This window comes from Kitasatospora albolonga, assembly GCA_002082585.1.
GTDB lineage: Bacteria > Actinomycetota > Actinomycetes > Streptomycetales > Streptomycetaceae > Streptomyces > Streptomyces stephensoniae.
In genome coordinates, this window is record CP020563.1 from 3167228 (window position 1) to 3193884 (window position 26657).

33 protein-coding genes and 1 CRISPR repeat array are annotated in these 26657 nt (G+C 70.2%); of the genes, 19 read left to right on the forward strand and 14 right to left on the reverse strand.

All coding sequences use genetic code 11. The annotated features are described in order from the left end of the window. Positions 1-5 precede the first annotated feature (5 nt). Positions 6-953 (reverse strand): LLM class F420-dependent oxidoreductase, encoded by a 948-nt coding sequence (locus B7C62_13660; GenBank protein ARF77148.1) that lies wholly within the window; start codon positions 951-953, stop codon positions 6-8. 404 nt (positions 954-1357) lie between these two features. On the opposite strand from B7C62_13660, the gene B7C62_13665 reads away from it, so the two are divergent. Beyond that, a complete protein-coding gene (locus tag B7C62_13665) occupies positions 1358-2719 on the forward strand; it encodes a peptidase (protein ID ARF73198.1) in 1362 nt (453 codons plus the stop codon). A 137-nt stretch (positions 2720-2856) separates the two neighbouring features. Here B7C62_13665 and B7C62_13670 read toward each other — a convergent pair whose 3' ends face one another. Then, positions 2857-3066: a hypothetical protein gene (locus tag B7C62_13670; GenBank protein ID ARF73199.1), complete on the reverse strand. Its 210-nt coding sequence runs from the start codon at positions 3064-3066 to the stop codon at positions 2857-2859. 32 nt (positions 3067-3098) lie between these two features. Continuing rightward, entirely contained in the window at positions 3099-3704 is a 606-nt protein-coding gene (locus B7C62_13675) for a TetR family transcriptional regulator (GenBank protein ARF73200.1), read from the reverse strand. 149 nt (positions 3705-3853) lie between these two features. Between B7C62_13675 and B7C62_13680 the strand changes: the two genes are divergently transcribed. After that, positions 3854-4492, forward strand: coding sequence for an NADPH-dependent FMN reductase (locus tag B7C62_13680; protein ARF73201.1), 639 nt, complete (start codon positions 3854-3856; stop codon positions 4490-4492). After that, positions 4489-5586, forward strand: coding sequence for a 2-nitropropane dioxygenase (locus B7C62_13685; GenBank protein ID ARF73202.1), 1098 nt, complete (start codon positions 4489-4491; stop codon positions 5584-5586). The genes B7C62_13680 and B7C62_13685 overlap by 4 nt, the downstream gene beginning before the upstream one ends. Before the next feature lie 68 nt (positions 5587-5654). On the opposite strand, the gene B7C62_13690 is transcribed toward B7C62_13685, so the two are convergent. Continuing rightward, on the reverse strand, positions 5655-6635 hold the full coding sequence (locus B7C62_13690) for a hypothetical protein (GenBank protein ARF73203.1): 981 nt from the start codon (positions 6633-6635) through the stop codon (positions 5655-5657). A 45-nt stretch (positions 6636-6680) separates the two neighbouring features. On the opposite strand from B7C62_13690, the gene B7C62_13695 reads away from it, so the two are divergent. Beyond that, positions 6681-7118 carry a hypothetical protein gene (locus tag B7C62_13695; GenBank protein ARF73204.1) on the forward strand — a complete coding sequence of 146 codons (438 nt, stop codon included), beginning with the start codon at positions 6681-6683 and terminating at the stop codon, positions 7116-7118. A gap of 98 nt (positions 7119-7216) precedes the next feature. Beyond that, positions 7217-7867, forward strand: a complete 651-nt coding sequence (locus B7C62_13700) for a gamma-butyrolactone-binding protein (GenBank protein ID ARF73205.1) — start codon at positions 7217-7219, stop codon at positions 7865-7867. Here B7C62_13700 and B7C62_13705 read toward each other — a convergent pair. Then, positions 7803-9035: a hypothetical protein gene (locus B7C62_13705; protein ARF73206.1), complete on the reverse strand. Its 1233-nt coding sequence runs from the start codon at positions 9033-9035 to the stop codon at positions 7803-7805. The two genes, B7C62_13700 and B7C62_13705, sit on opposite strands and share 65 nt — an antisense overlap. 146 nt (positions 9036-9181) lie before the next feature. Here B7C62_13705 and B7C62_13710 point away from each other — a divergent pair, with 146 nt between their 5' ends. From B7C62_13710 to B7C62_13720, 3 genes are read left to right on the forward strand one after another with little or no spacing between them, the layout of a single operon-like run. Continuing rightward, positions 9182-9658 carry a hypothetical protein gene (locus tag B7C62_13710; GenBank protein ARF73207.1) on the forward strand — a complete coding sequence of 159 codons (477 nt, stop codon included), beginning with the start codon at positions 9182-9184 and terminating at the stop codon, positions 9656-9658. Between the two features lie 7 nt (positions 9659-9665). Continuing rightward, a complete protein-coding gene (locus B7C62_13715) occupies positions 9666-10163 on the forward strand; it encodes a hypothetical protein (protein ID ARF73208.1) in 498 nt (165 codons plus the stop codon). A gap of 52 nt (positions 10164-10215) precedes the next feature. Next, positions 10216-10518, forward strand: coding sequence for a hypothetical protein (locus B7C62_13720; protein ID ARF73209.1), 303 nt, complete (start codon positions 10216-10218; stop codon positions 10516-10518). Positions 10519-10607: 89 nt separating this feature from the next. On the opposite strand, the gene B7C62_13725 is transcribed toward B7C62_13720, so the two are convergent. Next, the gene (locus B7C62_13725; protein ARF73210.1) at positions 10608-10940 is read right to left on the reverse strand and encodes a hypothetical protein; all 333 of its coding nucleotides are present in this window, start codon (positions 10938-10940) and stop codon (positions 10608-10610) included. Between the two features lie 333 nt (positions 10941-11273). Between B7C62_13725 and B7C62_13730 the strand changes: the two genes are divergently transcribed. From B7C62_13730 to B7C62_13755, 6 genes are all read left to right on the forward strand, one after another. After that, positions 11274-11840, forward strand: coding sequence for an RNA polymerase (locus B7C62_13730; GenBank protein ARF77149.1), 567 nt, complete (start codon positions 11274-11276; stop codon positions 11838-11840). Continuing rightward, positions 11774-12727, forward strand: coding sequence for a hypothetical protein (locus B7C62_13735; GenBank protein ID ARF77150.1), 954 nt, complete (start codon positions 11774-11776; stop codon positions 12725-12727). Before B7C62_13730 ends, B7C62_13735 begins: the two co-directional genes overlap by 67 nt. Before the next feature lie 396 nt (positions 12728-13123). Beyond that, a complete protein-coding gene (locus B7C62_13740) occupies positions 13124-13351 on the forward strand; it encodes an antitoxin (protein ID ARF73211.1) in 228 nt (75 codons plus the stop codon). After that, positions 13348-13776 carry a VapC toxin family PIN domain ribonuclease gene (locus B7C62_13745; GenBank protein ARF73212.1) on the forward strand — a complete coding sequence of 143 codons (429 nt, stop codon included), beginning with the start codon at positions 13348-13350 and terminating at the stop codon, positions 13774-13776. The genes B7C62_13740 and B7C62_13745 overlap by 4 nt, the downstream gene beginning before the upstream one ends. Before the next feature lie 151 nt (positions 13777-13927). Then, positions 13928-14587 carry a pyridoxamine 5'-phosphate oxidase gene (locus tag B7C62_13750; GenBank protein ARF73213.1) on the forward strand — a complete coding sequence of 220 codons (660 nt, stop codon included), beginning with the start codon at positions 13928-13930 and terminating at the stop codon, positions 14585-14587. 89 nt (positions 14588-14676) lie between these two features. After that, entirely contained in the window at positions 14677-15105 is a 429-nt protein-coding gene (locus B7C62_13755; protein ARF73214.1) for a hypothetical protein, read from the forward strand. A 62-nt stretch (positions 15106-15167) separates the two neighbouring features. Here the strand turns inward: B7C62_13755 and B7C62_13760 are convergent, their stop codons facing one another. After that, a complete protein-coding gene (locus B7C62_13760) occupies positions 15168-15392 on the reverse strand; it encodes a DUF397 domain-containing protein (GenBank protein ARF73215.1) in 225 nt (74 codons plus the stop codon). 209 nt (positions 15393-15601) lie between these two features. On the opposite strand from B7C62_13760, the gene B7C62_13765 reads away from it, so the two are divergent. After that, positions 15602-15979 (forward strand): hypothetical protein, encoded by a 378-nt coding sequence (locus tag B7C62_13765; protein ID ARF77151.1) that lies wholly within the window; start codon positions 15602-15604, stop codon positions 15977-15979. A 116-nt stretch (positions 15980-16095) separates the two neighbouring features. Here B7C62_13765 and B7C62_13770 read toward each other — a convergent pair whose 3' ends face one another. Then, positions 16096-16317, reverse strand: a complete 222-nt coding sequence (locus B7C62_13770; protein ID ARF73216.1) for a DUF397 domain-containing protein — start codon at positions 16315-16317, stop codon at positions 16096-16098. Next, entirely contained in the window at positions 16314-17168 is an 855-nt protein-coding gene (locus tag B7C62_13775; GenBank protein ARF73217.1) for a transcriptional regulator, read from the reverse strand. The genes B7C62_13770 and B7C62_13775 overlap by 4 nt, the downstream gene beginning before the upstream one ends. 194 nt (positions 17169-17362) lie before the next feature. Here B7C62_13775 and B7C62_13780 point away from each other — a divergent pair, with 194 nt between their 5' ends. From B7C62_13780 to B7C62_13790, 3 genes are all read left to right on the forward strand, one after another. Then, complete coding sequence (locus B7C62_13780) at positions 17363-17779, forward strand: ATP-binding protein (GenBank protein ID ARF73218.1); 417 nt, start codon at positions 17363-17365, stop codon at positions 17777-17779. Between the two features lie 143 nt (positions 17780-17922). Next, positions 17923-18147: a hypothetical protein gene (locus B7C62_13785; protein ARF77152.1), complete on the forward strand. Its 225-nt coding sequence runs from the start codon at positions 17923-17925 to the stop codon at positions 18145-18147. Next, positions 18144-18653: a hypothetical protein gene (locus B7C62_13790; GenBank protein ID ARF73219.1), complete on the forward strand. Its 510-nt coding sequence runs from the start codon at positions 18144-18146 to the stop codon at positions 18651-18653. The genes B7C62_13785 and B7C62_13790 overlap by 4 nt, the downstream gene beginning before the upstream one ends. Positions 18654-18746: 93 nt before the next feature. Here the strand turns inward: B7C62_13790 and B7C62_13795 are convergent, their stop codons facing one another. After that, on the reverse strand, positions 18747-19601 hold the full coding sequence (locus B7C62_13795; protein ARF73220.1) for a peptidase M23: 855 nt from the start codon (positions 19599-19601) through the stop codon (positions 18747-18749). Positions 19602-19749: 148 nt separating this feature from the next. Beyond that, complete coding sequence (locus B7C62_13800; GenBank protein ID ARF73221.1) at positions 19750-20370, reverse strand: hypothetical protein; 621 nt, start codon at positions 20368-20370, stop codon at positions 19750-19752. Positions 20371-20616: 246 nt separating this feature from the next. On the opposite strand from B7C62_13800, the gene B7C62_13805 reads away from it, so the two are divergent. Further along, the gene (locus B7C62_13805) at positions 20617-21276 is read left to right on the forward strand and encodes a hypothetical protein (protein ID ARF73222.1); all 660 of its coding nucleotides are present in this window, start codon (positions 20617-20619) and stop codon (positions 21274-21276) included. A 118-nt stretch (positions 21277-21394) separates the two neighbouring features. Here B7C62_13805 and B7C62_13810 read toward each other — a convergent pair whose 3' ends face one another. The 3 genes from B7C62_13810 to B7C62_13820 all read right to left on the reverse strand — a co-directional run bounded on the left by B7C62_13810 (position 21395) and on the right by B7C62_13820 (position 26207). Then, a complete protein-coding gene (locus tag B7C62_13810) occupies positions 21395-22147 on the reverse strand; it encodes a site-specific DNA-methyltransferase (GenBank protein ARF77153.1) in 753 nt (250 codons plus the stop codon). A 270-nt stretch (positions 22148-22417) separates the two neighbouring features. Further along, positions 22418-23119: direct repeats of the CRISPR family, unit length 29 nt; unit sequence GGGACCACCCCCGCGTGCGCGGGGACGAC. Between the two features lie 330 nt (positions 23120-23449). Next, a complete protein-coding gene (locus B7C62_13815; GenBank protein ID ARF73223.1) occupies positions 23450-24481 on the reverse strand; it encodes a MarR family transcriptional regulator in 1032 nt (343 codons plus the stop codon). Between the two features lie 934 nt (positions 24482-25415). Beyond that, entirely contained in the window at positions 25416-26207 is a 792-nt protein-coding gene (locus B7C62_13820) for a hypothetical protein (GenBank protein ID ARF73224.1), read from the reverse strand. Positions 26208-26657 lie beyond the last annotated feature (450 nt).

Below are 26657 nucleotides of genomic sequence, written 5' to 3' on the forward strand. Positions count from 1 at the left end.
CCCTCCTACTTGTCGAGATGCGGGGCCACGTCCGCCCCGAACGCCGCCATCTGGTCGGTCAGTTCGTCCACGCTCCGGCTGCGGAACCGCACCTGGATCTGGTGCACGCCGATGGCCGCGTACTCCCGCAGCGACTCCGCCAGCGCTTCCGGCCTCCCGGTGAGGGTCCGCCGCCCGACGGGCCACCCGGGCTCACCGACGTACAGCGGTTCGGTGATCGCACCGATCACGATCGGCTCCTCCACCCCCGCCTCCGCCCGCAGCGCGTGCACCTGGGCGATCTGCGCGGGCAGCCGGTCCCGGGGGTCGCCCTGCGGGAGCCAGCCGTCGCCCCGTACGGCGGCCCGGCGCACGGCGGCGGACGAGGAGCCGCCCACCCAGATCGGCACCTTTTCCTGTGCGGGGCGCGGCAGTTGGCCCAGCCCGCCGAAGGAGAACCGCTCCCCCGCGAACTCCGGGTACTCCTCCGGCCCGAGCGCCGCCCGCAGCGCGTCGACCGTCTCGTCGAGGACCGGGCCGCGCCCGTCGAAGTCGGCCCCGACCGCCTCGAACTCCTCCCGTACGTGCCCGGCCCCGACGCCCAGGATCAGCCGGCCGCCGCTGAGGTGGTCGAGGGTGGCGTACTGCTTGGCGGTGATCAGCGGATGGCGCAGCCCGACGACGGCGACATGGCTCAGCAGCAGGACACGTTCGGTGATCCCGGCGAGGTACGCGAGCGTGGCGACGGGGTCGTACCAGACGGTGCTCATCCCCTCCGCGAGGCGGCGCGGAATGGCGATGTGGTCGCAGCTCGCGATGTAGGCGAAGCCGGAGCGGTCGGCGGCCCGGGCGATCCGGCCGAGGTCGGCGGGGGTCGCCGCCGCCTCCCAGGGTTCGGCGTAGAGGGCGCTCTGCGACTGGATCGGGAGCTGCATCCCGTACGAGAGCGGCCCGTCGGGCGTCGGAGTGGGCAGCGGTGACGGTGGTGGTTGCGGTTCCGGGTGCGGCACGGTGGCCCCCTTCCCTTCGGTCCGGCCCGGGGCGGTCTCCGCCGCCCCGGGTCACGGCAGCCGCCATCGTCATACCTGACGGGTCATCAGACAAGGGGAGCCATGGTCTTGATCACAGGAAAAGCGCGACGAGGGAGAGCAACTGCCCCTTATCGCCCCTTGTGTCCGTTCGCGGCGGCGCCTGCCCGGCCGGTGCGCCGCCGAAAAACCGACCGCTTGTCCGGACTTTCGCCATAACATCACCCCGGGCCGCCTGCGTGTTCCACAGCGCTGACGCCCCGCACACCACCGGCGTCACACATGCCGCAGGGGTCGCGGGAAGGGCCGCCCTCATCCGTTCATTCCCCGCTCCGGACCAAAGGGCCTCTGTGAAGATTCGCCGCATTCTCGCCACGGCCGCCGCCGTCGCCGTGACGACGCCTGCCGTCGTGCTCTCCGCCACCCCCGCGTTCGCCGACACCCAGCCGGCCGGGCAGGCGCAGACCGACCCGACGCGGACGGGCCAGGCGCAGACCGACCCGACGCAGGCCGGTCAGGCACAGGCCAAACCGACGCAGGCCAAACCGACTCTCAAGGAGCTCGAAAAGGCGGCGGCCGAGGCACAGAAGGCGTACGACGACGCCGTGGCGGCCGAGAAGATCGCGTACAAGGTCCTGGAGGAGGCGCTCTCCGAGACCGCGCCCCTCACGGTGGCGGCCAAGGCCGCCCAGAAGGCCGCGGACGACGCCGCCACCGCGAAGAACACCGCTGACAAGGCGGTCACGGAGGCCAGGGCCGAGCTGGACAAGCTGACCGAGGAAGCCACCGAGGAGCAGCGGACCGCCGCGGAGAAGACCCTCACCGAGGCCGAGGCGGCGGCGAAGACGGCGGCGACGGCCAAGACCACCGCCGACGCCGAGGCCAAGAAGGCGGCCGGCCTCGCCGAGGACGCCCGGGTCGAGGCGAACAAGACGTACAACGCGGTGAAGGCGGCCGTGAAGGAGGCGCTCGACGCCAAGACGGCCGCCGACGCGGCCCTGGCCCGCGCCCGGGAGGAGGAGAACCAGGGCGGCGGCGAGTGCGTGGCCGAGCCCGGCCTCACCACGACCGTGACCGGCTTCCCCTCCTCGGTCACCGCCGGAACGAAGACCACCTTCTCGGTGCGGGTGGCCAACGGCACCGACAAGGAGATGGAGGAGGTCCTCACGTACGCGGGTATCCACGGGGCCGACAAGGGCGGCACCAAGGACACCGGGGCGTACCTGAAGCTGAAGTGGTCGACCGAGGCGTCACCGAAGTGGAAGGACGCCGACAACGACCTCTACTTCGACGCCGTCGGCGCGCTGGAGCCCGGCGCGCAGGCGGACATCAAACTGCGCCTGGACGTCGACGCCAAGGCCCCGGCCGGGCAGGGCCTCACCCTGATCACGGGCGGCTACTTCAACGAGGACGGCGCCTGCGGCTTCGCACCCGAGGACGTCGTGTACGAGTTCGACATCAAGGCAGCGGCCGACAAGCCCGCTCCCCGGCCGACCCCCACGCCCAGCGCGAGCACCCCGGCAGCAGGCTCGGGTGTCACCCCGCAGGGTTCGGGTTCGAGCGTCCCGGTCACCACCACGGGCGGCACCCTCGCCGCGACCGGCTCGTCCGACGCGACGACGCAGATCGCCCTCGCGGGCGGCGCGGCCGTACTGCTCGGCGCCGGGGCGATGTTCGCCGTACGCCGCCGCAAGGCGGGCGCGGACGCGTAGGAGGTACGCGCCCGGACAACGTACGGGCGTGACGGGAAGGGGCTCGACCGCGCACCGCGGTGGGGCCCCTTGCCTTTCTCCCCTCCCGTGCGTGCGCGCAATGCGACGTGCGGCAGTCGGTGGCTAACGGTCGACGGCTAACGGTCGACGGCGCTGCCGAGCACCACCAGCACCATGAACAGCACCAGCACCGCGATCAGACAGCCTCCGCAGCCTGAGCCCATCAACGTGTCGACGCGGTCCTTGCGGGCCTCGTAACGCACCAGCAGAGCGATGAGTCCGCCTATGAGCAGCAGTGGCACCAGGGCGTCGCCTGAGATTCCCCCGTTGAACAGCATGCCGGGCATGCTAGTGGGCGGTACGCGAGAGGCGGCAGGCCCTACGCCCGCTCCCCCGCCTGAAGCAGCAGCAAGGTGTGCGGCCACAGGGTGTCCAGGACGGTGGGGTCGTTCTTGAGCTTGGCGAGGAGGACCATCCCCTCCAGCTGGGAGATCACCGCCCGGGCCGCCTCCGTGGTGGCGCGCCCGGCAGGGATGGCGCCCTCGGCCGCCGCGGCGGCGAGCGCACCCTCCACGAGGCGGATCTGCTCGTCGAAGACCTCCTCCAGCCGGCTCCGCACATCCGGCTCCTGGGTGCTCAGCTCCAGGGCGAGGTTGCCCAGCATGCAGCCCTCGACGGCCCCCGACTCCTCCTTGGTCCGCCGCTGCACCCCCGCCATCGCGGCCAGCAACCGTTCCAGCCGCTCCAGGGCCGCGCCTTCGCCGCCCAACTCGCTTACCCAGCAGCCGCGTTGCGCTTCCCAGTAGGCGTCGACCACCGCCACGGTCAGCGCCTGCTTCGACGCGAAGAAGTGATAGAAGCTGCCCTTCCTGACGTCCGCCCTGGCGCAGATCTCGGCGACGCCGAGGCTGCCGTAGCCACGGCCGCGCATCAGCTCCTCCGCCGCGCCGACCAGTCGTTCCCTAGCGGTGCTGGTACGTCCCATGAGGGCGAGTATACGTCCGGTCAACTATCCCTCCGGCATCACTCCGGAAGGCTGGGGGTGATTTTTAGTTGACCGGTCGTCTAGAGTCGGCCACGATCGATGGCGGAACGAACCGGCCCGCCACGGACCCGACAGACCTGGGAGCACCCATGCCTGAACACACCACGCCCACCACCCCCACCCCCATCTCCGTCGCCATCGCCCACCACAGCGGTTACGGGCACACGGCCCGCCAGGCGGCGGCGGTCGCGGCGGGCGTCGACTCCGTCCCCGGGGCGGCGGCGGACCTGCGGGACGTGACCACGCTCGACGCCGACCTCTGGGCGGCCCTGGCGGCGGCCGACGCGATCATCTTCGGCTCGCCGACCTACATGGGCGCGACCTCCGCCGTCTTCCAGCAGTTCGCCGAGGCCAGCAGCGCGGTCTGGGCGGCGCGCGGCTGGCAGGACAAGCTGGCGGCGGGCTTCACCAACTCCGCGGGCCTCAACGGGAACAAGGACAACGCGCTGCTCTCCCTGGCCGTCCTCGCCGGGCAGCACGGTATGCACTGGGTCTCCCTCGGACTGCTGCCCGGCTGGATCTACACCTCCACCGGGTCCCCCGACGAACTCAACCGTCTCGGCGGCTTCCTGGGCGCCATGGCCCAGTCCCCCTCCGACCTCGGCCCGGACCGGGCACCCGGCGAGTCCGACCTCCGTACGGCCCACCACCTCGGCGCCCGGGTCGCCCGCACCGCGCTCCACCTCGCCCACGGCCGGGAGGCCGCCGCACGTCTGGCCGCGGCATGAGCGCCGGGCGGATCGCCGGGCGGATCGGCGAGCTGCTGGGGCTCCACCACCCCATCGTCCAGGGCCCGTTCGGCGGCGGCCTGTCCACCGTCGAGCTGGCGTCGGCGGTCAGCGAGGCGGGCGGCCTCGGCTCGTACGGGGCGCACATCATGACGCCCGGGGCGATCACGGAGGTGGTCGCAAAGCTGCGGGCGGCGACGGACCGGCCGTTCGCGGTGAACCTCTGGGTCCCGCAGGAGGGGGAGCGATTCTCCTTCGACGTAACGGAGTTGGCGTGGAACGCCGAGCGGCTGCGCCCGTACGCGGACGAACTGGCCGTCGACACCGGCTCCGCCGCACCGGAGCACCCCGCCTTCGACGACCAGGTGGACGCCCTGCTGGCGGCGGCGCCTCCCGTCATCAGCTTCGTGATGGGTGTGCCGCCCGTACGGGTGGTCGAGGAGGCGCGGCGGCGCGGCATCGTGCTGTTCGGCACGGCGACCACGGTGGACGAGGCCGTGGCGCTGGAGGCGGCGGGCCTGGATGCGGTCGTGGCCTCGGGCAGCGATGCGGGCGGGCACCGGGGCGCGTTCCTGCGGCCGGTGGCGGAGTCGCTGGTGGGGACGTTCTCGCTGGTGCCGCAGGTGGTGGACGCGGTGTCGGTCCCGGTGGTCGCGGCGGGCGGCATCGCCGACGCCCGGGGCGTGGCCGCCGCGCTGGCGCTGGGGGCGGACGCCGTTCAGGTCGGTACGGGGTTCCTCGCCACGGCGGAGTCCGGCGCCCCGGCCGTCCACAAGCGGGCCCTGCACAGCCCGGAGGCCCGTACGACGGTGCTCACCCGGCTCTACTCGGGCCGCCCGGCCCGGGGCATCCCGAACCGTTTCGTACGGGAGATGGCGGCGCACGAGGAGGCGGTGCCGCCGTACCCGCTCCAGAGCCTGCTGATGCAGCCGGTCCGGGTCGCGGCGGCGGCCCAGGACCGCCCGGACCTGGCGGCGCTCTGGGCGGGCCAGGCGGCACCGCTCACGCGGCCCGCGCTGTCGGCGGCGGAGTATCTGGCCGCGCTGACGGGGAAGTTGCCCGGGGTCGGCACCGTACGCGTACGGGAGGGCTGACCGAGGCACGTCCGGGGCGGGGGCCTCACTCGCCGCCACGGGCGGGGCCGCCGCCTCGGCGAGAGGGCCTAACCCGCCCCGGCGTGGCCACCCCCACGGGCGGGGCCGCCGCCCTGTACGCCGTCCGGGAGGTCCGGTTCGCGGGACCCGCGGGCCGCCGTGCCGGTGACCAGGCGGAGGCCGGGGGCGTGCAGGGGCTGCCAGCCCATGATGGTGATCCAGGCGGGACGGGGTTCCCAGCCGGGCAGGTACATGGGGCGGGTGGTGCCGTAGGAGTGGCTGCGCAGGTCGGCGGTGCTGTTCCACAGCTCCCTGACGCGGGGGTCCTCGCACACCTGGTCCACGATGGCCCGCAGCGCGGTGTTGCCCTCGGCCAGCGAACCCTGGCGGAGCTGCGCGAGGAGGAGCGGCGCCCACCGTTCCTCCCACTCCGCGCACTGCCGCCGCCCGGGGCCCTCCAGGAGCAGGTCGAGCATGATGTTGGCGCCGGGGCGGCGGACCCAGGGCCAGTTGCGCGCCGCGCGCGCGTTGTAGGCGAGGATGCCGAAGTCCGGGCCTTCCCACAGGGCCCCGCAGGGCAGGCTGTCCATCCAGTCGAGCAGCTCGTGCGGGATCTCCGGGGCGGCGGGGGTGAGCAGGGGCGGCACGGGCCGCCCCGACCACCGGTAGAGCGCCCGCGCCTCGTCGGTGTGCAGGCCGAGCAGACAGGAGATCCGGGCGATGGTGTCACTGCTCATCGGGCGCTCGCCGGACTCCAGCCGCTGGTAGTGGCGGGGGCTGACCTCCAGGAGCTGGGCCATGAGGGTCTGGGTGACCGGCCCGTCCGGGTTCCCGGCCGCCCCCTCGGGGATGTCCGCGATGCGCCGTCGTCCTCGCCACTGCCGCAGCAGGTCCGACATATCCGGGATATCCGGTGATGAATGCGGCATCCCGGACCTCCCTATCGCGGCGAAGGCTAACGTAACACCCATAACCGGCATCACGGACACGACCTGTTCTGGTCGCGACCAGGTCGGGCCCTTCCGCACCACCGGGCCGAGGAGTCCCATGGAGGAGAAAACCGACAGGCATACCTGTTTGGAGAGATTTCGGTCATGAGCTATCTCAAGCTTCCCAAGAGCCGTAAGTCAGTCCGCACCGCACGGCACTGGGCCGCTCCGCTCCTGCCCGTCGACGTACGGGAAGCGGCGGTACTGGTCCTGTCCGAGCTGGTGACCAACGCCGTCGCCGTGGGCCTGGGGGCACGCGCCCCGGACGCCATCGAGGTGGAGATCACCGTCGACACCTCCGGGCAGGTCTCCGTACATGTGACCGACCCCAGCGACCTGGCATTGCCCGCGCCCCCCTCCGACGTACCGGTCGACGACGAGTCGGGACGCGGCCTCTTCCTGCTGGACGCGCTCGCCGACGCCCACGGCTGGGTCCGGCGCGCCTCCGGGGGCAAGTGCGTGTGGGCCCTGTTCCACAGCCGGGGAGCCCTCACCGTGGAGCCGAGGCCGCCGGGCGACATCTGCCTGGAGTGCTGCGCCTGAGGACCGCGGGACCGTACGCGCCTGAAGGCGACGGCGAAGCGGCCGGTACCGGGCACGGGTAACGTCGCCGGGAGACCCCGGGAGACCGAGGAGGCACTGTGCAGGACCGCGCGGAGCAGACCGTCCGACGCATCGTGGAGGCCGCCGGTGTCGTGATCGACCGCGACGGGTACGCCGGTGCGGCGACCCCGGAGATCCAGCGCATCGCCGGGGTCAGCAGGGGAGGCTTCGCCCACCACTTCCCCACCAAGGCGGACCTGGGCGACGCGATCCTGGCCCGGCAGCACGCGTACTTCCGCCGGGTCGCCGAGCGGGCGGAGTCGGGCCCGCCGCCGGAGCTGTGGCTCCAGGCGCTCGTGGACATCAGCTTCGACTACGCGTACAGCATCATCCGCGACCCCGTCATGCGGGCCGCCGTACGGCTGTCGACCGAGCCCGGCCCGTACCAGAGCGCCGAGAGCTACGCGGCCCCGCTGAGCGCCGTCACCTCGGTCCTGGAATCCGCCCGCCGGGCCGGTGAGGTCCAGCCCCATGTGGACCCCGCGTCGGCCGCCCTGACGCTGGTGGGGTGCTTCAGCGGGGTACAGATCGTCTCCCTCGCCCTGGCCGACCGCGAGGGCCTGGACCGGCAGGTGAGCGCGATGTGGTCCGTCTGCATGCCCGGCGTCGCCCGGCCGGAGGTGTTCACCCGGCTGCGTCTGGAGCCGCCGGGGCCGGGGTATCGCGCAGATCCGCCGGGGCCGGGGTGACCCGGAGCCCCTCCGGGGCCGGGGCATCGCGCAGATCCGCCGGAGGCTGAGAATCGCCCAGATCCGCCGGGCCCCGGGCATCACGCAGACCCTCCCGGTCCCGGACATCCCGCAGATACAGCCCCGCCGCCGTGAACCCCGGCCCGAAGGCGACCGCCACCCCCGGCCCCTCCGGCGGGTCGTCGGCCAGGGTCCGGGCCAGTACGTCCAGCAGGGCCGCACCGCCCAGGTTGCCGTGGGAGAGGGATGCCCGCGCGTGCCGTCCGGCCACCTCCGCGTCCAGGCCGAGGCCGGTGAGCGTGCCCTCGATGATGCCCGGCCCACCCGGGTGCACCGCCGCCCAGCCGACCGGCCGCCCGCCCAGCCACTCCGTCAGATGGGGCAGCACCCGCCCGGGGGCCCGCTTCGCGTCCGGCCCCGAGTCGAAGGCGAGCCCGTCCCCGTCGATCACGCCCCAGTAGGCGCCGGAGCTGTCGGGCAGGACGAACTCCCAGACGTCGTCGACCACGAACCCGGCACGCGCGCCCCCCGCACCAGCCGCCCCCTCCTCCTCCGGGTCGGCCGACACCACGGCGGCCGCCGCCGAGTCCCCGAAGAGCCCGCCGTAGAGGACCGCCTGCATGTCCGGCGGCCCCGCCGAAGGGTTGTACAGGGTGCTGAGCTGCTCGGCGGCGACCACCAGGGCCCGGCCGCCACCGGATCGGCCCCGCAGGAACCGTGCCGCGTGCACCAGTGCGTGCCCGCCTCCCGAGCAGGCGGCCGTGGCCAGCCCGACCCGGGCCACGTCCGGGCGCAGCCCGAGGAGGCCCACCAGGTCGACGTCCAGACCCGGGACGGTCCAGGAGGTGGTGTGGGTGGTCACCAGCAGATCGATGTCCCCCGCGCCCAGCCCCGCCTGCTCCAGCGCGTCGGCCGCGACACCGACGGCGAGCTCCCGGGCCCCCTCGTACGCCGCCCGCGACCGCTCCCGGACCCCTTGCCGCGCGGCCGTCGCGTCCACGGGCGAGATCCAGGGCCGGTCCTCGACCCCGGTGTGCCGGAGCATCCGCAGCCAGACCTCGACCTTGGGGTGCCCGGCGTACCGCGCCCTCATGTCCGCCATCAGCTCGTCCGTACCGACCCGGTACGGAGCGGCCCGTACGACAGGACGGCCGATCACGACGTCCATGCCTTCACCCCCTTCTCCGGGGCCTTCTCGGCCTTCTCCGCCACGGTACGCGCCCCATGGAGACCGTACGGGCAAGCCAGAAATGACGGGCAGGCCCGGAACCCCTCCACCTAGAGTGAGCCCTCGGCAATTCGGCGGGGGGCGCCATGGAGATCACCGTCCAGTGGATACGGACGTCCTGGACGAAGGAGTCCCGGGGAGGGGAGGCCGCCGCACGCAGGAACGCGGCCCCGACCGGCTTCGTACTCCCGCCCACCGGAACCGCCGCCTCCGCCCACGTGATCCGCATGAACGAGCGCGACGGCTTCAAGCCCTTCGACACCCAGGAGCCCCGCAAGCGGGTCGATGTCCAACTCCGGGAAACGGACGGGCGTCTGCGGGTCTTCCCCCGGGTCCAGCCCCTGTACGCCCTGCCTCCCCGGCCACGACGCCCCCCGGCCGTACGCCTCGCCCCCGGCCAGTGGGTGCGTTGGCAGCTCAACTACCGGTTCAGCAGCGGGGCGGGAGCCCGCGACTGGTCGTACTGGCTGGACACGTTCAACATCGCTTACGGCCCGGTGGGCGCCGATGTGTTCCTGTCCACGCCCACCGTGTTCATCAACGAACAGGGACCGGTCAGATAACACCATCATGCAGATGAGCCAAGTGAACGGCCCCGGGAAGGCATCCGAGGACGCCTGGATTTTCGGCCTGGAGGAGATCCCCGCCTGGGACACGGACGAGGACGGCACACCGCACAAGGTCGCTCCCGGCTTCAGCAGGACGGTGATCAGGGCCCCCGAGAACACACCTCAGGCTCTGCTGTGGGCGGCGGAGGAGTTCGTCGCCCAGTGCGGGCCCGACGGGGCGATCTCCTCGGTCCTCCTGCAATGGCTCAGGATCGAGGCCGGGGACGAACGTCAACTGGGCGTGGAGAGCTGCATCCTGGAACGCGTCTCCGACGACCGGATTCGGCTCCACTCCCACTACGGCCAATGGGACGATCTGGCCGTCCCCATCGCGACTGTCCGGCGCATGCTCATCGACATGGCGCAGTTCCTCGTGACGGAGGCCCGCCACCCGCTGCCCGCCTGGCGTGTCAGGCGACTGGAAGAGCGGGATCGACCTCGCGGGCACCACGCCGAATAGGGCGCCACTACGCTGCTGGGGCAGGAGCCACCGGACCGAGGAAAGCAGCGCGATGGACGACGAACCGCTGTCGGACTGGGCGAAGCGCCGCGACGCGAAGATCGGCAGGCTTCGAGCCGTACCCCTCGTGCCCGGCGACGGCCCGAAGGGCTCACACCTCAACCCCGCCGCACCCCGCGCCATCCAGCGCTGGAACGGCTACGCCTGGGAACCGCACGGAACCGCCGCCGACCTGGCCGCGACCCAGCGCCTCCTGTACCCGCGCGACGAGAACCCGCCCACGGGTCCGGCCCCGCAGCCTCAGCCACTACGAGCCGGGCGGGGCAGACACCGTAAGCCCCGCCCCGGTGAATGACCCACCGTTACGACCGTACGGCGCCGGGCCCCGGTCCACGCGGGCCCGGCCCCTCCAGGTCACCGAACAGCACGGGATCTGCGCGGGTCTCAGACGCCGCTGATGCCGTTCTCGATGCCGCGGGCAGGCCGCTCGGTGACGTAGCGGTACAGGGCACCGAGTGCGACGGCCTGAACAACGGCACCGATCGGGATCATGACCAGGGCCGCAGGTCCGGCGAAGGAGAGCAGCATCGAGGACGGGGCGGTCACCAGGACGGCCCACAGGATGGCGAAGCTGGCGTCTCCGGAAGAGGCGGCGGAGATGGTGTCCACGGTGACCCACAGGCACACCGCGAGCACAACACCCAGGTAGCCCAGGGCCAGAGGGTTCACCAGGTAGTGGCGGAGGGTCTGCGGCAGCGAGCGCGAGTTCTTGGCCATGGCGGTCTCCTGGAGGTGTCGGTATACCCGGTGCGGTGCCTGTTGTGCTGACACCCTCGACCATGCCGCCCACCGGCAGCCGCCACATGAGTGCCCGTACTCACCTTCGTATCGAGGCACCAAGTCCGGGCAGCGGAACCCGACGTGACACTCGGACCACCCGTGTGCCCACCAGCAGCCGCAGAAAGCGAAACGGTCCACCGCCTCCGTCGGCGGACCGTCGTGCAAGATCGCGGCGGGTGTCGGGCTATTGATCGCGGCGTGGGCAGCGGTCATCGAAGATCCCGCAGAGTCCGAAGGGGAACCGGAGAGACGGTGCGGACACATGTCGGTGTGGAACCACTATTGAATGAGCGAGTCCAAGCGGGCGATCGGGACGCATTCGCCGAGATCTTCGACCAGCATGCGCGCCTGGTGTACGCCCACGCCGCCCGGACGACAGGTGACTGGGCCCTCGCGGAGGACGTCATGTCACTCACGTTCCTCGAAGCCTGGCGGTTGCGCGGAAAACTCCGTGACGAGGTGGCGAACGTCCGAGCGTGGCTGTTGGGCATTGCTACCAATGTGCTGCGCAACACCGCACGGACCTCGCGTCGTCACCGGGCGGCGATGTCACGGCTGCCTGCTGCGGAAGCACTCCCCGACTTCACGGACGAGTTGGTCGGACGGATGGCCGACGAGCAGCGACTGGCTGCGGCGGCCAGAGCGCTGAAGCGCCTGAACCGGAGCGAGCGTGAGGTCTTCACCCTGGTCGTATGGTCCGGTCTGGGGTACGCGGCCGCCGCCGAACGGAGCAGCAGGAGCGGTCCGAACGTGAGCAGGGAGTCCGGGTACTGGCACCGGCTCCCGTCCCGGACCCGTCACCACAGAAGCTACGCGCACGCAGGCAGCACCTGCTGAACGAGATCGACCAGCAGGCAGCTCCCCGCTCGGCGCCGAGGAGAGAGCTGCTTCGACGTCGACGCAGGGTTCTCGTCCTCGGCTCAGCGGCGGTCGCCGCCGTGACCGTAGTCGCGGTGAGTATCGGCTTCGGGGAAACCATGGCTCCGCGTGAGGTACCACCGGCATCCGCAGCCTCGGTGGACCTGCTGGAGCGGGCTGCCCTGGCCGCCGCGGCAGAGCCACTGCCGACGGCTCGGCCCGACCAGTACGCGTATGTCAAGGTCGTTGGCCATACGACGGTCCTTTCCGAGGCTGAGGGCGGGGCGATGCAGCGCCTGCGTCAGGACGCGGGCATGGAGCAGTGGACGTCCGTGGACGGCAGCAGGCGCACTCTGCAGCGCAAGGGTGGTGCGGACCAGCTGCTACCGGAGATCCCGGGCAAGGGCAGCTTGAACTCGCCCACGTACAACTTCCTGGCGGCTCTTCCGACCGATCCTGACGCCCTGCTGGAACGGATCTACGAGGACGCCGAGGCTGACCATGGAGCAGACTCAGGCTCCACCACTGGACCCGACCAGCAGGCATTCGTTGCCATCGGCGACCTTCTGCGCTCTTCGACGGCGCCTCCGGCAATCACCGCGTCCCTCTACCGCGCCGCCACCCGGATTCCCGGAGTTGTGGCCGTCCCCGATGCCGTGGACGCTGCCGGACGCCATGGAGTAGCGGTTGCACGGGTACACGACGGCGAACGTACCGAGTGGGTCTTCGACAAGAGCACTGCGCGCCTGCTGGGCGAGAGGACGGTCCTTCTGGAGGACAACGCCTGGGGTAAGGACGGAGCCGTGGTGGCCTCCGTCGCCATCCTGGACAGCGGGATCGTCAATAAGGCCGGGCGAACTCCCTGAAGCGGATGGAGGTCGCGTACTGGCCGACCTCCTGAATGGCGAAGGCGCTTGCGGCGGAGGCCGGCTGGAACTGCGCTGTGAGCTGAGGGCGCGGTCGGCGTGACGAAGAGGCTGGGATGATCCCGCTCGCTGGAACGGCTACACCTGGGGACCGTACGGAACCGCCGCCGCCCTGGCCGCGCCCCAGCGCCTCCTTTACCCGCGCGACGAAACCCCGCCCACGGCACCGACACCGGCTCCGGCACCACACCCTCAGCCACTACGAGCCGGGCGAGCAGACACCGTAAGCCCCGCCCCGGGGAATGACCCGGGCCGAGCACGGCACCGAGGGGAAGGCGTCGATATATTCGATCATGTATACTTGCATACAGGAGCGTATACATAACGGAGGGCAGCATGAGCCGTACGGTCATCGACCTCGACGACGAAGCCCTGGAAGCCGCCGCCAAGGAACTCGGCACCACGACGAAACGCGACACGATCAACACCGCGCTGCGCGAGATCGTTGACCGCAATCGACGGCTGCGCGCCCTGCACGAGCTGCAGGACCTGGCCGATGACGGCGCTCTGGACCTGGATCTCCTCCTCGACAAGCGGAACTATCGGGGTGGATCGCCCCGGTGAGCGTTGCCGACTATCTGATCGACACCTCGGCGCTCGTGCGCGTTCTCGGGCGCCGGAGCACGGAGGACTGGGAGCGCCGTATCGGTGCGGGCCTCGTCGCTCTCTGCGACCTGACCGAGCTGGAGGTGCTCTACTCCGCGCGCTCCGCCAAGGACCGCGAGAGCCTTGGGGAGCGCTTGGCACTCTTCACATGGTGCCCGATGCCGGACGGGATCTATCGGCGCGTCCGAACCGTGCAGGAACAGCTCACCGCCAAGGGCGAGCATCGCAGCGCGGGCCCCGCGGACCTGCTGCTGGCCGCGACCGCCGAGCAGTCGGGCCTGACGCTCCTGCACCACGACCATGACTTCGAGACCATCGCCCGCACCACCGGTCAGCCCACAAGGATGCTCGACCTGAGGCAGCCGCCCGCCGGAAGCGGCTAAACGGTGACCGGAGCAGCAGCGGGCCGACCGGTGGGCCCTACCGGACCGGAATCGCGCGGCAGACGCTTCGATCGGGGCGAACCGCCCCCGTACAGCAGCTCCAAGTGCCACCCGCAGAACATGCTGCACCCCTCCCCGTAGGGTCAGTGCCATGACAACATCCCTTGCCGGCAGCGCCTTCGACGCGCTCAGCCTCGACGCCCTGTCCGACCAGGAGGCGCTGCGCCGGGCCTACGGACTCCCCAGCGACGCGGCCGTACGCAAGCAGATGGCCGAACTCACGGACCAGACCCGACGGTTGATCGGCTGCGCATCACTGGTCCTGATCGCCAGCGCGGACGCCGAGGGCAACTGCGACGTCTCCCCGCGCGGCGGCCCCGCCGGGTTCGTCGCCGTCCTGGACGAACGGACGGTGGCGATACCGGACGCGACCGGCAACAAGCGGCTGGACACCCTCCAGAACGTCATCGCCACCGGCCGGGCCGGGCTGATGTTCGTCATCCCGGGGCGCACCACGACGCTCAGGGTGAACGGCCGGGCCGCCGTCTCCACCCGCCCGGAACTGCTGTCGCAGCTGACCCCGGTGGGCAAACCCCCGGCCAGCGCACTGGTGGTCGGGATCGAGGAGGTCTACCCGCACTGCCCGAAGTCGTTCCTGCGCAGCGCGGCCTGGAAGCCGGACCAGTGGCTGCCGACGGACGCCCAGCCGACCTCGGCCGAGGTGACGCTGGCCCAACTGCGGATGCCGCAGCTGACGATCGCCGACATCGAGCAGGCGGAGGCGGACTCGCTGAAGTACCGGTACGAGTAGGGGTTCTGCGGGCCGACGGGGCCGACGGCTCGTCAACCATCCCGTCTCGCATGAACGACTTCCCCCTAAGCGCCAGCGAGAGGGCCACCATGAACGACAGCCCGCCGAGAGACCTCATCTCCCTCGCGGACGACGAGGGAAACAGCGTCACGGTCAGGGTTCTGGGACGCAGCCCCACGTGGGCCTCCGGCCTGGACGCGGAGATCGCCGTCAGGACGCCTTTCGTCTCCGGCCGCCTCGACCTGCCGCTGTCCGTGGCGGACCTGAACAGCTGGGGCGACGCCCTGGACCGGCTCGACGCCGACGAGGACGTGGCCTGGCGGGAGATGAGCCGTGGCCCGTCCCTGTTCGTCCAACTCGTCGGCGAACGCGAGTGCCCCGAGGTGATCGTGGAGGACGAGGGCGGCTCCATGGTCACCGTACGGGTCCCGCTCGTACCCCCGGACGACTGGATCGCCGCTCACCGTCGGCACCTGCGCCGGGTGATGGAGCACTGGGTGCCGATGCTCACGGGGTAGGGCAGCCCGCCCACAACGGAGAAGCGCACAGCAGTGGGCTGTGCGCTTCTCGGCACGATCCGTCAGAGTGCGCCGTCCCGTACGGCGGTGACGAAGGTCTGCCACGGGGCGGGGGCGAAGATGTGCGCGCCGAGGGTGCGGTCCTTGGTGTCGCGGACCGCGTGGCGGCCGGAGGGGAGGGCGGCGTGTTCGATGCAGCCGTTGTTCGACCCGCTGTACGTGCTCTTGTGCCAGAGCGCGCTGTCAAGCGCGGACTCCCTTGTCTGAAAGGCCGGCTGCTCGGTCATGTTCCCCGTCCTCGGTGAACTCGCGCATGAACTGTCGGGTGCGCTGCCTCCCGTGGTCGAGCCCGAGACAGCGAAGAGGTGGTTCCCGACCGGCCACCGGCGAAACCCGAACACCCAGGGTGTATCGCTCAAGCGAACCAGAGCCTTCTGTAGCCGGTCACCTGCCACAGCAGCCGTCTCCCAGATCCGTTCGTGAGATCGTCGTGTCCGTGATCGAGTCCTGGGTGATCAATGACGAAAGTCCTCTACCGGTGTCGTCCGCAACGGTGTTGGAGGCTCTACGGTCGAGAATCGACAACGGCCGACTGGAGACGTGGCTGACCAGTTCGTCCGGACGATCGCTGGTCTTCGTGACGAATACGGAACGCGCGATGGTGATGCTGCTCGAAGACGAGGGTGACCCCGGCGAACATGCCGTGTCCCCCGGGGCTCAGGGATCGAGCGACGGATTCGCCCTCTCCAACGGCCAGGACGACGAGTACCCGGATGAGGACACCGTCCCCGTCATCGAGGCGTTCAGGCTCGTGGAGCAGATCGTCGGTACGGGCTCTTGGCCTGCGGACGCACGCTGGGCGGTCGATCGTTGACAGCGGCCTTCCGCCGGGTGACGGATTACTGGGTGCTGATGCTTGCGTGGCAGGGCAGGCTGCCCACGGCTGAGGAGCGCACAGTCGTGAGCCGTGCGCTCCTCAGCTGTGGTCCGTCAGAGTGCGCCATCCCGTACGGCGGTGACGAAGGTCTGCCACGGGGCGGGGGCGAAGATGTGCGCGCCGAGGGCGCGGTCCTTGGTGTCGCGGACCGCGTGGCGGCCGGAGGAGAGGGCGGCGTGCTCGACACAGTTGTTGTTCGACCCGCTGTATGTGCTCCTGTGCCAGCGCGCGCATTCAAGCTCGGTCTTCGAAACGCGAGCCGATCCCTCGATCATGATCTGCTTTCCTCGATAAGGTCGCGAATGTACTGCCGGGATGCGGTGGGCGACAGCGCGGCGGCAGTCAGTTCGTCCCATGCCTTGCTGTACGCCTGCACATCGGGATTCTGCTCCAGCAACGTACCACCGGTGATGTGCTCCAACCACACCACTTCCACCGGCGGATCGGCCTGTAGTCCGAGGATGGAGAACGACACGTACTGCTCGATCGGCAGGGCAGAGTTCAGCGGCAGCACCTGAATGGTGACGTTCGGCGACGAGCCCGCTTCCAGCAGATGGGCCAACTGCCCGGCAACGAGGTCCGGTCCACCGCCGATGCGGTGCAGAGCGGGGGCGTCGATCACGGCTCGGAGCCGGAAGCCGAGCTTGTTGTCGAGCAAAACCTTGCGCTTCATGCGGGTATCGACAAGCGCCTCCACCTGGTCGGCCGGTACCGCCTGCTCGTACAAGCGGCGCATGTACGCCTCAGTTTGGAGCAGCCCTGGAATGACCATCGGCTCGAACGTGCGGACCACCTGGGAGTCCGCCTCCAACATCAGGTAGTCCTTCAGGGCGTCGTGGAGAAACGGACCCTGCCCGCTCCACCAGTCGACCTTGTGGATCTCCTTCGCCAGCCGCTTCAGGCTGGCCCGCTGCCGCTCGTCCTCCAGCCCATACAGATTGAGTAGCGTCGTCAGGTCGAGCGGGCGGATGCCGCGCTTGCCGTTCTCGATCTGGCTGATCTTCGGCTGCCCACACTCCAGGGCTTCCGCCGCGTCCTGGACCTTGAGGCCGGCGTTCAGTCGAAGCTGTCGCAGTTCGCCGCCGAGTCGGCGGCTCCGCATCGTGGGCATGTCGCTCTGAGCCATGGCGTCATGATGAGGCCCAACTTCACTCACGAACAACACACTTCGGCAACTTGCACCCTCTCGGATGAATCCGTGAAGGAATACTTGCCTAAGCGATGCTTCTCACGGCACCATCCCTCCCGTGACCGACGGCATCCGCACGTTCACGAGCTGTCGATCTTCAGGCGCATCACTCACTTCGTTCTGGAGGAGCCATGACCATCGCCACCGAACCGGACCCGCCCGACTACCGCCAGGACCTGGTCGCCCACCCCGAGAACCTCGCGATCATGCGGCGCATCGTCAGCGCCCACGTCGACCTCTGGGGCTTCCGGGAGCTGGCCGACTCCGTCACGCTCTGCGCCCATGAGCTGCTGGCCAACGTGGACCGGCACACCGGGTCCCCGCACTGCACGATCACCTTGCGCCGCCGCCCCGACGGCGTACGGGTGACCGTGACGGACACCAACACCGAGTCGCCCACGCCGCGTGAGCCCGACTGGGCCACCGAGAGCGGGCGCGGGCTGGCGCTGATCTCCGGGATTGCGGAGCACTTCGGCACGGTCGTCCGCCGGGACAGCAAGGACGTGTGGGCCGAGATCCTCACCTCGCGTCCGGCCGCGCTGGCGTGAACTACCCACTTCCCAGGGCCTATTGGTGCCACACCGACACCGACGGCCCCGCGCTCCTCCCGCGCCTCCACCCGCTCCCGGGTGACCTCGTCACCACCGCGCCCGGACTTGCGCTGACCTGGATACGTGAATCCGTACGGTGGCTGACACCGCGCCTCGACCGTGACACCTTCCACCGGGCATGGGCCTGGCTGGGCGACCACCGAGGGGTGGAGGCGGCGGTGCGGACGCTGCGCAGGGGGCAGCCGTACGCGTACGAGCTGGACACCCCCGCCGCCCGCTGGCGCTGGACCGCCTACCCCGTCTCCGTGCTCCCGTTCCCTCTCCACCACTTACCGAACGAGCACCCCGTCAGGAGCTACGAATGACCGCGACAACCACAACGTTCTCCTCCCCCGGGGCCGCCGCCGAACTGCGTGCCGCCCTCCGCGAGGCCGGGCTGCACGTGGGGGCGGCCGACGGCGAGGGCAACGTACAGCTGGGGCCTCTGAAGGCCGCCGACGCACGGCAGTTGGCGCGGCTCGTCCGTACCGGGACCAAGCGCACGCTCAAGGCCGCCCGCGCGTTGCGGGAGATCTGCGAGGGGTACGGGGTGGACCTCCCGGAACTGCGCGTCCAGCAGGGCCGCATCACCCTGGGCGCCTGCCGGATCGACAGCGCCGTACGGCTGACGCGGCTGCTGGGCGGTTCGTCGCCGGGTCCGGAACTCCCGGACGCCGAGACCGTACGGGACCTGTTGGCGCGGGCCTTCGCGGGCGCCACGGACGGCGGGACGCTCACCGTCTCCGTACGCGAAGGGGCTTCGGACGTAGTCGAGTTGGGGGCCGTCGACGCTCGCACGGCGCGGCGGCTGATCGGGGCGCTGCGATTCTGAGGCCGCGCGGGTGCGTGGGGCCGTGGGCCGCAGGCCGTGCACGGGAAGGAAGCCGCCGCGGCCCTCCCGTGCACGGGGTCATGGGGGGTGCGGTCAGCAGTTCGGGATGACGGTGCCGTTGTTGTCGCGGGCCTCGTCGTTGCCCCAGCGGGAGAGGTAGTACGCGGAGACGTAGGCGTTGCGGCCGTTCTTGCCCGCGTACACACGGTCCAGGTCGGTGCGCAGCCACCAGTGGTTGAACTGGGTGGCCGTGCCGACGCGGGCGCCCCACACCTTGCAGTAGACGTAGTGCGTACCGGCGTTGAGAATGCCCTGCGCGTCGGCGGTGTTGGGGGCGGCGTAGCCGGTGGCGTTGGCGAAGGTGTCGACCCAGTACTTGCTGCTGCCACCGCCGCAACCGTTGTCGCTGGTCAGGTACTTGCTGTAGTACGACCCGGGATAGGGGCTGAGCGAGCGGCCGTTGATGACGATGTTCTGGCCGACTCCGTTGAGCAGTTGCTCGTAGTGGATGTGGGCACCGGAGCTGTTGCCGGTGGAGCCGGTGGTGCCGATCTGCTGGCCCTGGGCGACGCGGGCCCCGTTGGCGACGGAGAACGCGTTGAGGTGGAAGTAGTAGGTCTGCCAGCCGCCGCCGTGGTCGATGGAGATGTAGTTGCCCGCGCCGCTGGGCTGGGAGTGGCGGTAGGCGGTACCGGCGGCCGAGGCGAGGACCGGGGAACCGGCGGTAGCGCCGCCGTCGGTGCGGACGAAGTCGAGAGCACGTCTGACCTCGGCGGAGTGGTGGCTGTAGGTCCACTGCTGACCGCAGGCGTACGGGGCCTTGAAGTTGGGCGCGGCGGCTGCGGGGGACGCGGTGGCGGTGACGGCGAGCAGCCCGCCGAGGAGGGCCAGCAGGGCGAGGAGGCTCGTACGAGTACGGGTTCGGCTTCGGCTTCGGGGCGAGCGCATGGGGGGGAATCCTCCGGGTCGACAACCGGGCAGTGGGGTGCGGGGTGTACGAAGTGCCGTGGAATCTACGCGAGTTGACCGCCCACCAGGGTGCCGCACTTCGGGCCGCACGGACAGACCCCCGACCCCGCGCCCTGGGCTCCGGAGATCAGAGACGGGCGAAGAGATCGTCGAGCGGGGCGGGTACGCGGTCGGGGTCCAGGGCTTCGACGAGGACGCGTCCGTACTGGATCTTGCGCCCCTTCTTCGTACCGAAAAAGCGCCGCAACTGCTGCTGTGGGCAACGGCCTTGCTGCGCGGGCTGGCGCAGGAAGATCTGGAGCGGGCGCAGGTCGCCCTCCGCCTGGATCAGCTCTTCCACCCGTGCCACCCCGAGGGCACGGATGAGCTCCTCCTCCAGGTCGGCCGCGCAGACGAAGAACTCCTGCTCGGCCCCCGCACCGGCCCGCTCCCACCCCCGTTCGTAGAATCCGCGCTCGCGCTCGTCACACAGCCCCGTGAGGCGGAGGCCGAGACCGGAGGGCCCGAGGAGACCGGCGAAGCGGGCGACGCTCATCGCACCGCCCATCGGGAGGACGCAGACGCCCTCGGCGGCCAGGTCCCGCCCCCGCTGCTCGGCCAGCGCGTTGACGGCGGCGGCGTCGCTCGGGCCTTCGAGGAGGACGACGGTCCGTACGGGGAGCCGCTCGGCCAGCTCACGGGCGGGGCCCTCGGGCCCGCCGGCCGCCCATGCGGTGACCGCCTCGCAGAACGCCGCCATGTCAGCCATGGGGCGAGTCTCCGCCCTCGGCGACCGGGACGGTAACGAATTTACGCCGACACGCTGGCGGGAGGCATGGGCGGGGGCGGCCCTGGTACCCGCGAGGGCGAAGGGGTGGCGGCGGGCGAGGGTGCCGAGCGCATACCCGGTGCCACACGGGGTGACCGACGACGATCATTCGGTAAGCGCGGGACGCGGAGCACGCCCGGGCATCGCCCTGAGGACTCTCCACGCCTCACATGCCCGAATTGATCACTGTACGCTACACGGGTGAAGATCACTGAATGGAGGACTCTGGTAGACCAGGGTCGATACAGCAGCAGCTCCGCCTTTCAGCGAGTGGAGCAGGACATACGCGCAGCGGTGACGGATGTTGTCTGGCCGCCGGGCTCGGACCGCTTCACCATTCACCCCGAGTCGGGCAAGAAGCGCGGCGAAGGGAACGGTGTAGTTCCCATCAAGAAGAGCTTCGCCGAATCGCTGGAGCAGCGCGGCTGGGAGCTTGAAAGAAGGGCACCGAAGACTGAGGAGATCGAGCAGAAAGTCGTCAAGGGATCACGCCCGGGCGCCTTCGACGGACACCTCTCGTTCCCGGGGAACGACCCGCTCCCCTTCGCTGTCGAATGGGAGACCGGCAACATCTCCTCCAGCCACCGGGCGATCAACCGCATCGGCCTGGGAATGAAGGTCGGATATCTGTCGGGCGGAGTCCTCGTGGTCCCGAGTGCGGAACTGGCCAGATACCTGACCGATCGCATCGGAAACGCTCCTGAGCTTCTCCCGTATCACCCCCTCTGGGAGGAGTGGACGTTCCAGAAATTCGGCTACTTCGGGATCGTCACGGTGGAGCATGACGCCGAGTCCTTCGACGTCGCCCGCATCCCTAAAGGAAAAGACGGCCGCGCGGAATCCTGAACGACCAGGGGCGGGGTCACCCCGCGGCCAAGAGCGCGGTCACGCTGCGGCCCGGATCTGCACGCGCCTCTCCCGCGCCTTTGGCGCACGGCACGGCTTCGATCCGGGTCGCACCGGCCTACTTCCGCCGCCCCTTGCCCGAGTCGCCGAACCCGGGAAGCTCCACCTGATTCCCGATCCCCGTCAGGCGGTTGGTGATGGGCTCGATGTCGCCGAGCTCCACCCCAAGCCATTGCCGGTGCATCCGCTCGGCGACCGCGTAGGTGGTGCCGCTACCACCGAAAGGATCGAGCACGACGTCACCGGGCTCGCTGGCGATGCCGAGGACACGCTCGAGCAGCTTCTCGCTCAGCTCGTTCGCCTGCCGGTTCTTGGTGCCTTGATGCCTCACAGGATGGATGTCGTTCCAGACGTCCGTCAGGTTGATCCCGTCCGGGTGCAGCTTATTGCGGTGACCGCCGTAGTCCTTGATATCTTTCCCGCAGTGCCGACACACTTGAATGGGAATTCTCGGACGCGTGAACGTTTTCGGCTTACCGTTGGTGAAATACAGCAGGCTGTAATGACTGGGGTAGAGCTTCCCCTGAATCGGCAGGCTCAGCTTGATATCAATGGTGATCCAGTGACGGAAGTTCATCCCCAGGCTCTGCATATAAGCGCCGTTGCGCATGTTCCACTTGGGAATGTTGTAGAGGAAGAATGCCCCGCCGGGGGTGAGCAGGCGAAGCCCTTCCTTGATCCACGCTTCTGACCAGTTCGTGTACTCGACCTCGGCCACGGCATCCGTGAAATGTTTGCCGTAAATCTTTCCAAGATTGAACGGCGGGTCCGCAAAAACGAGATCCACGGAACCTGACGGAATGTTTCGCATCACTTCGAGGCAGTCGCCTTGGTACAAGGCGCCGAGGTCCGTCCGAAAGGCAGGCTGAGGCCCGTCGGGCAGATCCAGCGCATTCCCGACCTGCGCCGCTCCGTTGGTCTGGCCTGTCACGTTCGACTCCTTGAAGTGCTACCTACGGTTCCGCTGATGCACGGGCCCGGCAATCCATCTCTTTCCGCGCATCCGGCCCCAAGCCGACGGAACGGGGCCGGTGAGCCCCCACCGGGTCCCGCCTCCAGCATGCTCACGGGGCCGTACGCCGGAGACCACCCCCGCGTGCGCGGGGACCACCCCGAGGGTGACCTGTACACCGCCCGGGTCGGGGGACCGTCCCCTCGTGCGCGGGGACCACCATCGTCCCAGCTTTTCGCATGCGTGATGCCCGGGGCCATCCCCGCAGGATGCGGGGACCCCGCGTTCTTGCCCGTCCGGCACTTCCGGGTGCCAGGGCCACCCCCGCATGCGCGGGGACCACTGGGCCGGTGTCCCGACCAGCAGCGGCATCCAGGGACCACCCCCACGTGCGCGGGGACCACCGGGCGTGCGTGGAAAACTTCGCAATCCTCCGGAGACCATCCCCGCGTGCGCGGGGACGACATGGTTCTTGGTGAAGCCCGGACCCCAGATGAGGGACCACCCCCGCGTGCGCGGGGACGACTTGCCATGAAGAGGGCGAGGAGGGCACCAACCGGGACCACCCCCGCGTGCGCGGGGACGACACCCCGTCCGTCCTGCTCGCGGTGACGATGCCGGGACCACCCCCGCGTGCGCGGGGACGACCTTGATCCGTCGTACGTGGTGTCTTGCCAACCGGGACCACCCCCGCGTGCGCGGGGACGACAGAGGACGTTGCTGTGGTCGGCGCCGGTCAAGGGGACCACCCCCGCGTGCGCGGGGACGACTTCATTTCCCATGGGTCAAGTCCTTGCGTGAGGGGACCACCCCCGCGTGCGCGGGGACGACAGTTCGTGACCTGCGGGTTTATGCGGTCAGGGGCTCGTTTTTGCTTACTTCTTGAGAAACGGACATCTCTCCCCTATGGGGCGGGCGGGCTGGGCCGGGACCTGTGTCTGTCAGGAGTGGTGCTGCCTTCCGCTGGTTGCGGCAGGCATTTCGTTCCTTGCGGGCGAGGCTTCGTCCTCTCCGCAGGTTAGTCACTGCGCAGCGGAGGCCGGGAGCGTTCGCGGGCTTTCTGTTCGCTGTCGCGAGCTCGGTGTCCAGGGTCTCGGTCAGGGCCGCGCAGGAGGCGTTGTCAGGCTGGCTGAAGTGTGGGTCGAGCCACCGTTGTTGGTTTCAGACGGGTTTGAGGAGGTCTCGGAGGTTGGCCATATGTGCCTTGATGTCGGCGACCTCGGCGGGTGGGGGCTGGGTTTCGTTGGTGTGGGTGGTGCGGCAGGGGCGGCAGAGGCCGTCGGGGAGGGCCTCTGGTTGGCCTGGGCGGCCGCAGGTGGTGCATTCGATGAGGATGCGGTGGGTGGGGGTGGGGCGCGGGGTGCTTGTGGGGGTGGGGAGGTGGGGTGGGAGTTTGTCGGTGAGGCGGCGGCGGATGAGGCCGGCGGGGTGGTCGATCGTGGCGGGGAGTCCTGCGGTGAGGGCGTTGGTGAGGTAGTCGATGCTCACGCCCCGGGCCAGCCATTGGGTGGCCTGTGCTTCGAGGGCGGTGCAGTCGTGGGCGGAGAGGGTGAGGCGGTGGTCCTGGTGGCCGAGGCGGGCCAGGGCCAGGTAGGCGGGGGAACGGGTGGCCTCGGGGTGGTTTGGCGGTGCCGGGGGTGGCGTCGTGTCAGGGGTGGGCTCTGCGTCCGGAACCTGGGGCGAGTTGCGTTGGCGCGGTACGGCGGTGGGGGCGTCCGGGGGCTTCGGGGCGGAGGTGGGGGTGGGGGCTTGTGCCGGAGGGGGGTTCTCCGGCGGTGCGGGCAGTGGCGGCTCGGCGGTCGGGCTTCCCGGTGGTGGGGGTGGTGGCGAGGTGTCCGGTGCGGGGGTGGTGGTCTGGGCTGCCAGGTAGGTGTTCCACCACTCGTTGTCCCGTGCTGTGCGGGACCAGAAGGTGCGGAAGACCCAGCGGGTTTCGTCGCCCGCGCCGACCGGGCACCGGACCCGCCGTAAGTGCCCCGCCACCGACAGGGCCGTCAGCGCCGTCGAGATCGCCTGCTGGCCGTAGAGCGGGAGCTGCTTGGCCAGGTGTTTCACGCTCATCGCCGCGCCGTCGGGGAGGTGGTCGACGAACCCGGCCACGTACCGCTCGCGCGTCGGGAGCAGTGCGAAGTCGTGGCGCGTACGGGGCTGTTGGTCGGGGGTGGAGCGTTTGCCGTAACCGGGCTTGGCCATCGGGTACGGGGCACACGGTGCGGGTGTGTGCAGGGCAGGGCTAAGGTTCTGGGTAGCCACGGGATCGGCTTTCTGGGGTTCGATCTTGCGGTCAGACCCCGGCGTCGGTGCTTGCTACACCGTGTCGGGGTCGCTTAGTTCTTGAACCGTAAGCAGTCGTGACGCTCCGCCGCAAGCTGTCACGATTAGTCATACTTCCCCAGCCGCGGCAGGGGGAGGGAGGCAGGGGAGGTATTCCCAAACCCCCTGGTTTTCCCGCCGGTTAAAAAAGGCGCTCGAACCTCGGCGCTCGGGTCCCGACACCCGTGTCCCGGGACCCGAGCTTCGGGCCAGGACCCCGCCTCCGTACCCCGAAAGCGTGAACCGGTCGATCCCGAGGCTCGGGTCCCGAGGACCGAGGGCCGGGACCCGAGCTTCGGGCAGGAAGCGTCCCGGACCATGGTCAGGGGCGTCGATGGCCTTTACGACGAGCGCCCGTGCCTCGGCCCCGTACTCCGTACACAGCCATGGCTCGTAGCTGCTCGAACTCCTACAGGTACAGGCCGATCTCGCTGGGCCGGACGATGTTGACCTGCGCGGAGAACGGTTCGACGGAGACGAGAGCGTCGCCGTGTATGACGTCTCGGCGTGGCGGGACACTACGGTCAACTCCAGCGCCCTGCTGGGGGCCTGGCAGATCTCGCACCAGTCGCGGATGTCCCGGGCCGAGGGAGGCGTCTTCGCGTTCTCGATCCGGGACGTCTTCGCGTGGCGCCAACGGCGCTGGGCGGCAAGCTGGTTCACGGTCAGGCAGGTCGGCGTCCTGCCGGAGTTCGCGGAGCCGCCGCCCCGTAAGGCGCCTACTGGGTGGTCACGCTGTACGGTCCAGCCGCTGGGGCGCGGAGGTCCTCAAGGGCCCGCCACCAGGAAAGGGGCGAGAGCCGTGCGTCCACGGTCAGCGCACCGGCTCCTCGCCTGCTGCTTCTGCGCCGACGACGATCCAAGAGGGCCACACCTGGAGCCCGGAGTCACCGCCCGGGAGGATGTGGTGCACGCGCCACAGCCCCGTACCGTCAGGGGCCGTGGCGAGGGCGGCGCCGTCCTGGGCAAAGGTCACCTCGCTCTGCGCGGCATCAAGCACGGTCCGCCGGGAGCCGTCGAGAGCAGAAACCGCGTCCACCCGCGCGGACGCACCGGAAGCGGGCTCCGGGTCGCCCAGCACAAGGTGATCCCCGACGACGGCGCGCAGCCGGTAGGGGCCGGCATCGCCGAGTGCGGAGGGCCCGGTACCGGGTGCGGAGCCGACGCGCACCGCGCTCAGTGTGTGGTTCGGCCCCTCGTCGATGGCGAACCACCGGTCGTTGTAACGGATCTGGGCGCCGGTCGACAGCCCGGTGACGTACGGGGTGAAGGAGTAGGTGGCGAGGTCGACGAGCCCTGCCGTCGCCACGCCCTGGTACCGGTAGGCCACGGCCGCGTACCTCACGGAGCCGCCCGGCCGGACCAGGTACACGGTGGCGCCGGAGGGTATCCCCGCCACCACCCGCCCCCCGGCGGCGTTCTCGACCGGCAGCAGAGCGGAGGCGCGCCACACACGCAGTTGGCCCCCGCCGCTGTTCCCGCCGACCAGGACACTCCACCCGCTGGCGGCGCGGAAGGTCTGTCCCTTGGGCAGAGCGAACCGGGTCGCGTCCCCGCTGGACCGGTGGACCTGGGAAACGGTGGTGACGTCACCTTGGGTCGTCACTGTGCTGCGCACGTCCGCACCGCTTGACAGGTCGCTCGGCCTCGCACTGGAGAGTGGAGGTTCTATGTTCTGGTAGGAACCGGCCTGTGTGGTCGCCCCACCGTCGAGGCTGAAATCGAAGCTGTGCGAACCGGCCCACAGGTATGACACTGAAGGCACATCCGCCGCGACCCGGACGGCCGGAACGGGATGACCGTCGGCCGCCGCCCCGGGCGCGACGCCGAGTGCGGCAGCCGCGGCGACGACGAGTGCGGCGAGGGCCTTAGGGAATCTTCGCGAGTGGTTCACGTTTCCTCCGGTCGGTGTCGCGTGCAGGCACCCAGCGGTGCCCCGAAGCCACCCAACCACACGCATCGGGGAGGACGGGACGGATAAAACAGCACGACCGCCGTCGCTGCCGGGAGGGCCCAAGTCCTAGGAAAATTTGGGTACTTACTGTGGTGTGGGGCC

Bases quoted from the DNA above. Each gene is read 5' to 3' on its own strand.
- B7C62_13755 (ARF73214.1), top strand. From the start codon at position 14,677: ATGAACGACAGCCCGCCGAGAGACCTCATCTCCCTCGCGGACGACGAG.
- B7C62_13770 (ARF73216.1), bottom strand. From the start codon at position 16,317: ATGATCGAGGGATCGGCTCGCGTTTCGAAGACCGAGCTTGAATGCGCG.
- B7C62_13790 (ARF73219.1), top strand. From the start codon at position 18,144: ATGACCGCGACAACCACAACGTTCTCCTCCCCCGGGGCCGCCGCCGAA.
- B7C62_13740 (ARF73211.1), top strand. From the start codon at position 13,124: ATGAGCCGTACGGTCATCGACCTCGACGACGAAGCCCTGGAAGCCGCC.
- B7C62_13810 (ARF77153.1), bottom strand. From the start codon at position 22,147: ATGCGAAACATTCCGTCAGGTTCCGTGGATCTCGTTTTTGCGGACCCG.
- B7C62_13680 (ARF73201.1), top strand. From the start codon at position 3,854: ATGCCTGAACACACCACGCCCACCACCCCCACCCCCATCTCCGTCGCC.
- B7C62_13795 (ARF73220.1), bottom strand. From the start codon at position 19,601: ATGCGCTCGCCCCGAAGCCGAAGCCGAACCCGTACTCGTACGAGCCTC.
- B7C62_13695 (ARF73204.1), top strand. From the start codon at position 6,681: ATGAGCTATCTCAAGCTTCCCAAGAGCCGTAAGTCAGTCCGCACCGCA.
- B7C62_13775 (ARF73217.1), bottom strand. From the start codon at position 17,168: ATGGCTCAGAGCGACATGCCCACGATGCGGAGCCGCCGACTCGGCGGC.
- B7C62_13780 (ARF73218.1), top strand. From the start codon at position 17,363: ATGACCATCGCCACCGAACCGGACCCGCCCGACTACCGCCAGGACCTG.
- B7C62_13815 (ARF73223.1), bottom strand. From the start codon at position 24,481: ATGGCCAAGCCCGGTTACGGCAAACGCTCCACCCCCGACCAACAGCCC.
- B7C62_13670 (ARF73199.1), bottom strand. From the start codon at position 3,066: ATGCCCGGCATGCTGTTCAACGGGGGAATCTCAGGCGACGCCCTGGTG.
- B7C62_13725 (ARF73210.1), bottom strand. From the start codon at position 10,940: ATGGCCAAGAACTCGCGCTCGCTGCCGCAGACCCTCCGCCACTACCTG.
- B7C62_13675 (ARF73200.1), bottom strand. From the start codon at position 3,704: ATGGGACGTACCAGCACCGCTAGGGAACGACTGGTCGGCGCGGCGGAG.
- B7C62_13715 (ARF73208.1), top strand. From the start codon at position 9,666: ATGCAGATGAGCCAAGTGAACGGCCCCGGGAAGGCATCCGAGGACGCC.
- B7C62_13760 (ARF73215.1), bottom strand. From the start codon at position 15,392: ATGACCGAGCAGCCGGCCTTTCAGACAAGGGAGTCCGCGCTTGACAGC.
- B7C62_13800 (ARF73221.1), bottom strand. From the start codon at position 20,370: ATGGCTGACATGGCGGCGTTCTGCGAGGCGGTCACCGCATGGGCGGCC.
- B7C62_13720 (ARF73209.1), top strand. From the start codon at position 10,216: ATGGACGACGAACCGCTGTCGGACTGGGCGAAGCGCCGCGACGCGAAG.
- B7C62_13710 (ARF73207.1), top strand. From the start codon at position 9,182: ATGGAGATCACCGTCCAGTGGATACGGACGTCCTGGACGAAGGAGTCC.
- B7C62_13690 (ARF73203.1), bottom strand. From the start codon at position 6,635: ATGGGACTCCTCGGCCCGGTGGTGCGGAAGGGCCCGACCTGGTCGCGA.
- B7C62_13685 (ARF73202.1), top strand. From the start codon at position 4,489: ATGAGCGCCGGGCGGATCGCCGGGCGGATCGGCGAGCTGCTGGGGCTC.
- B7C62_13750 (ARF73213.1), top strand. From the start codon at position 13,928: ATGACAACATCCCTTGCCGGCAGCGCCTTCGACGCGCTCAGCCTCGAC.
- B7C62_13705 (ARF73206.1), bottom strand. From the start codon at position 9,035: ATGGACGTCGTGATCGGCCGTCCTGTCGTACGGGCCGCTCCGTACCGG.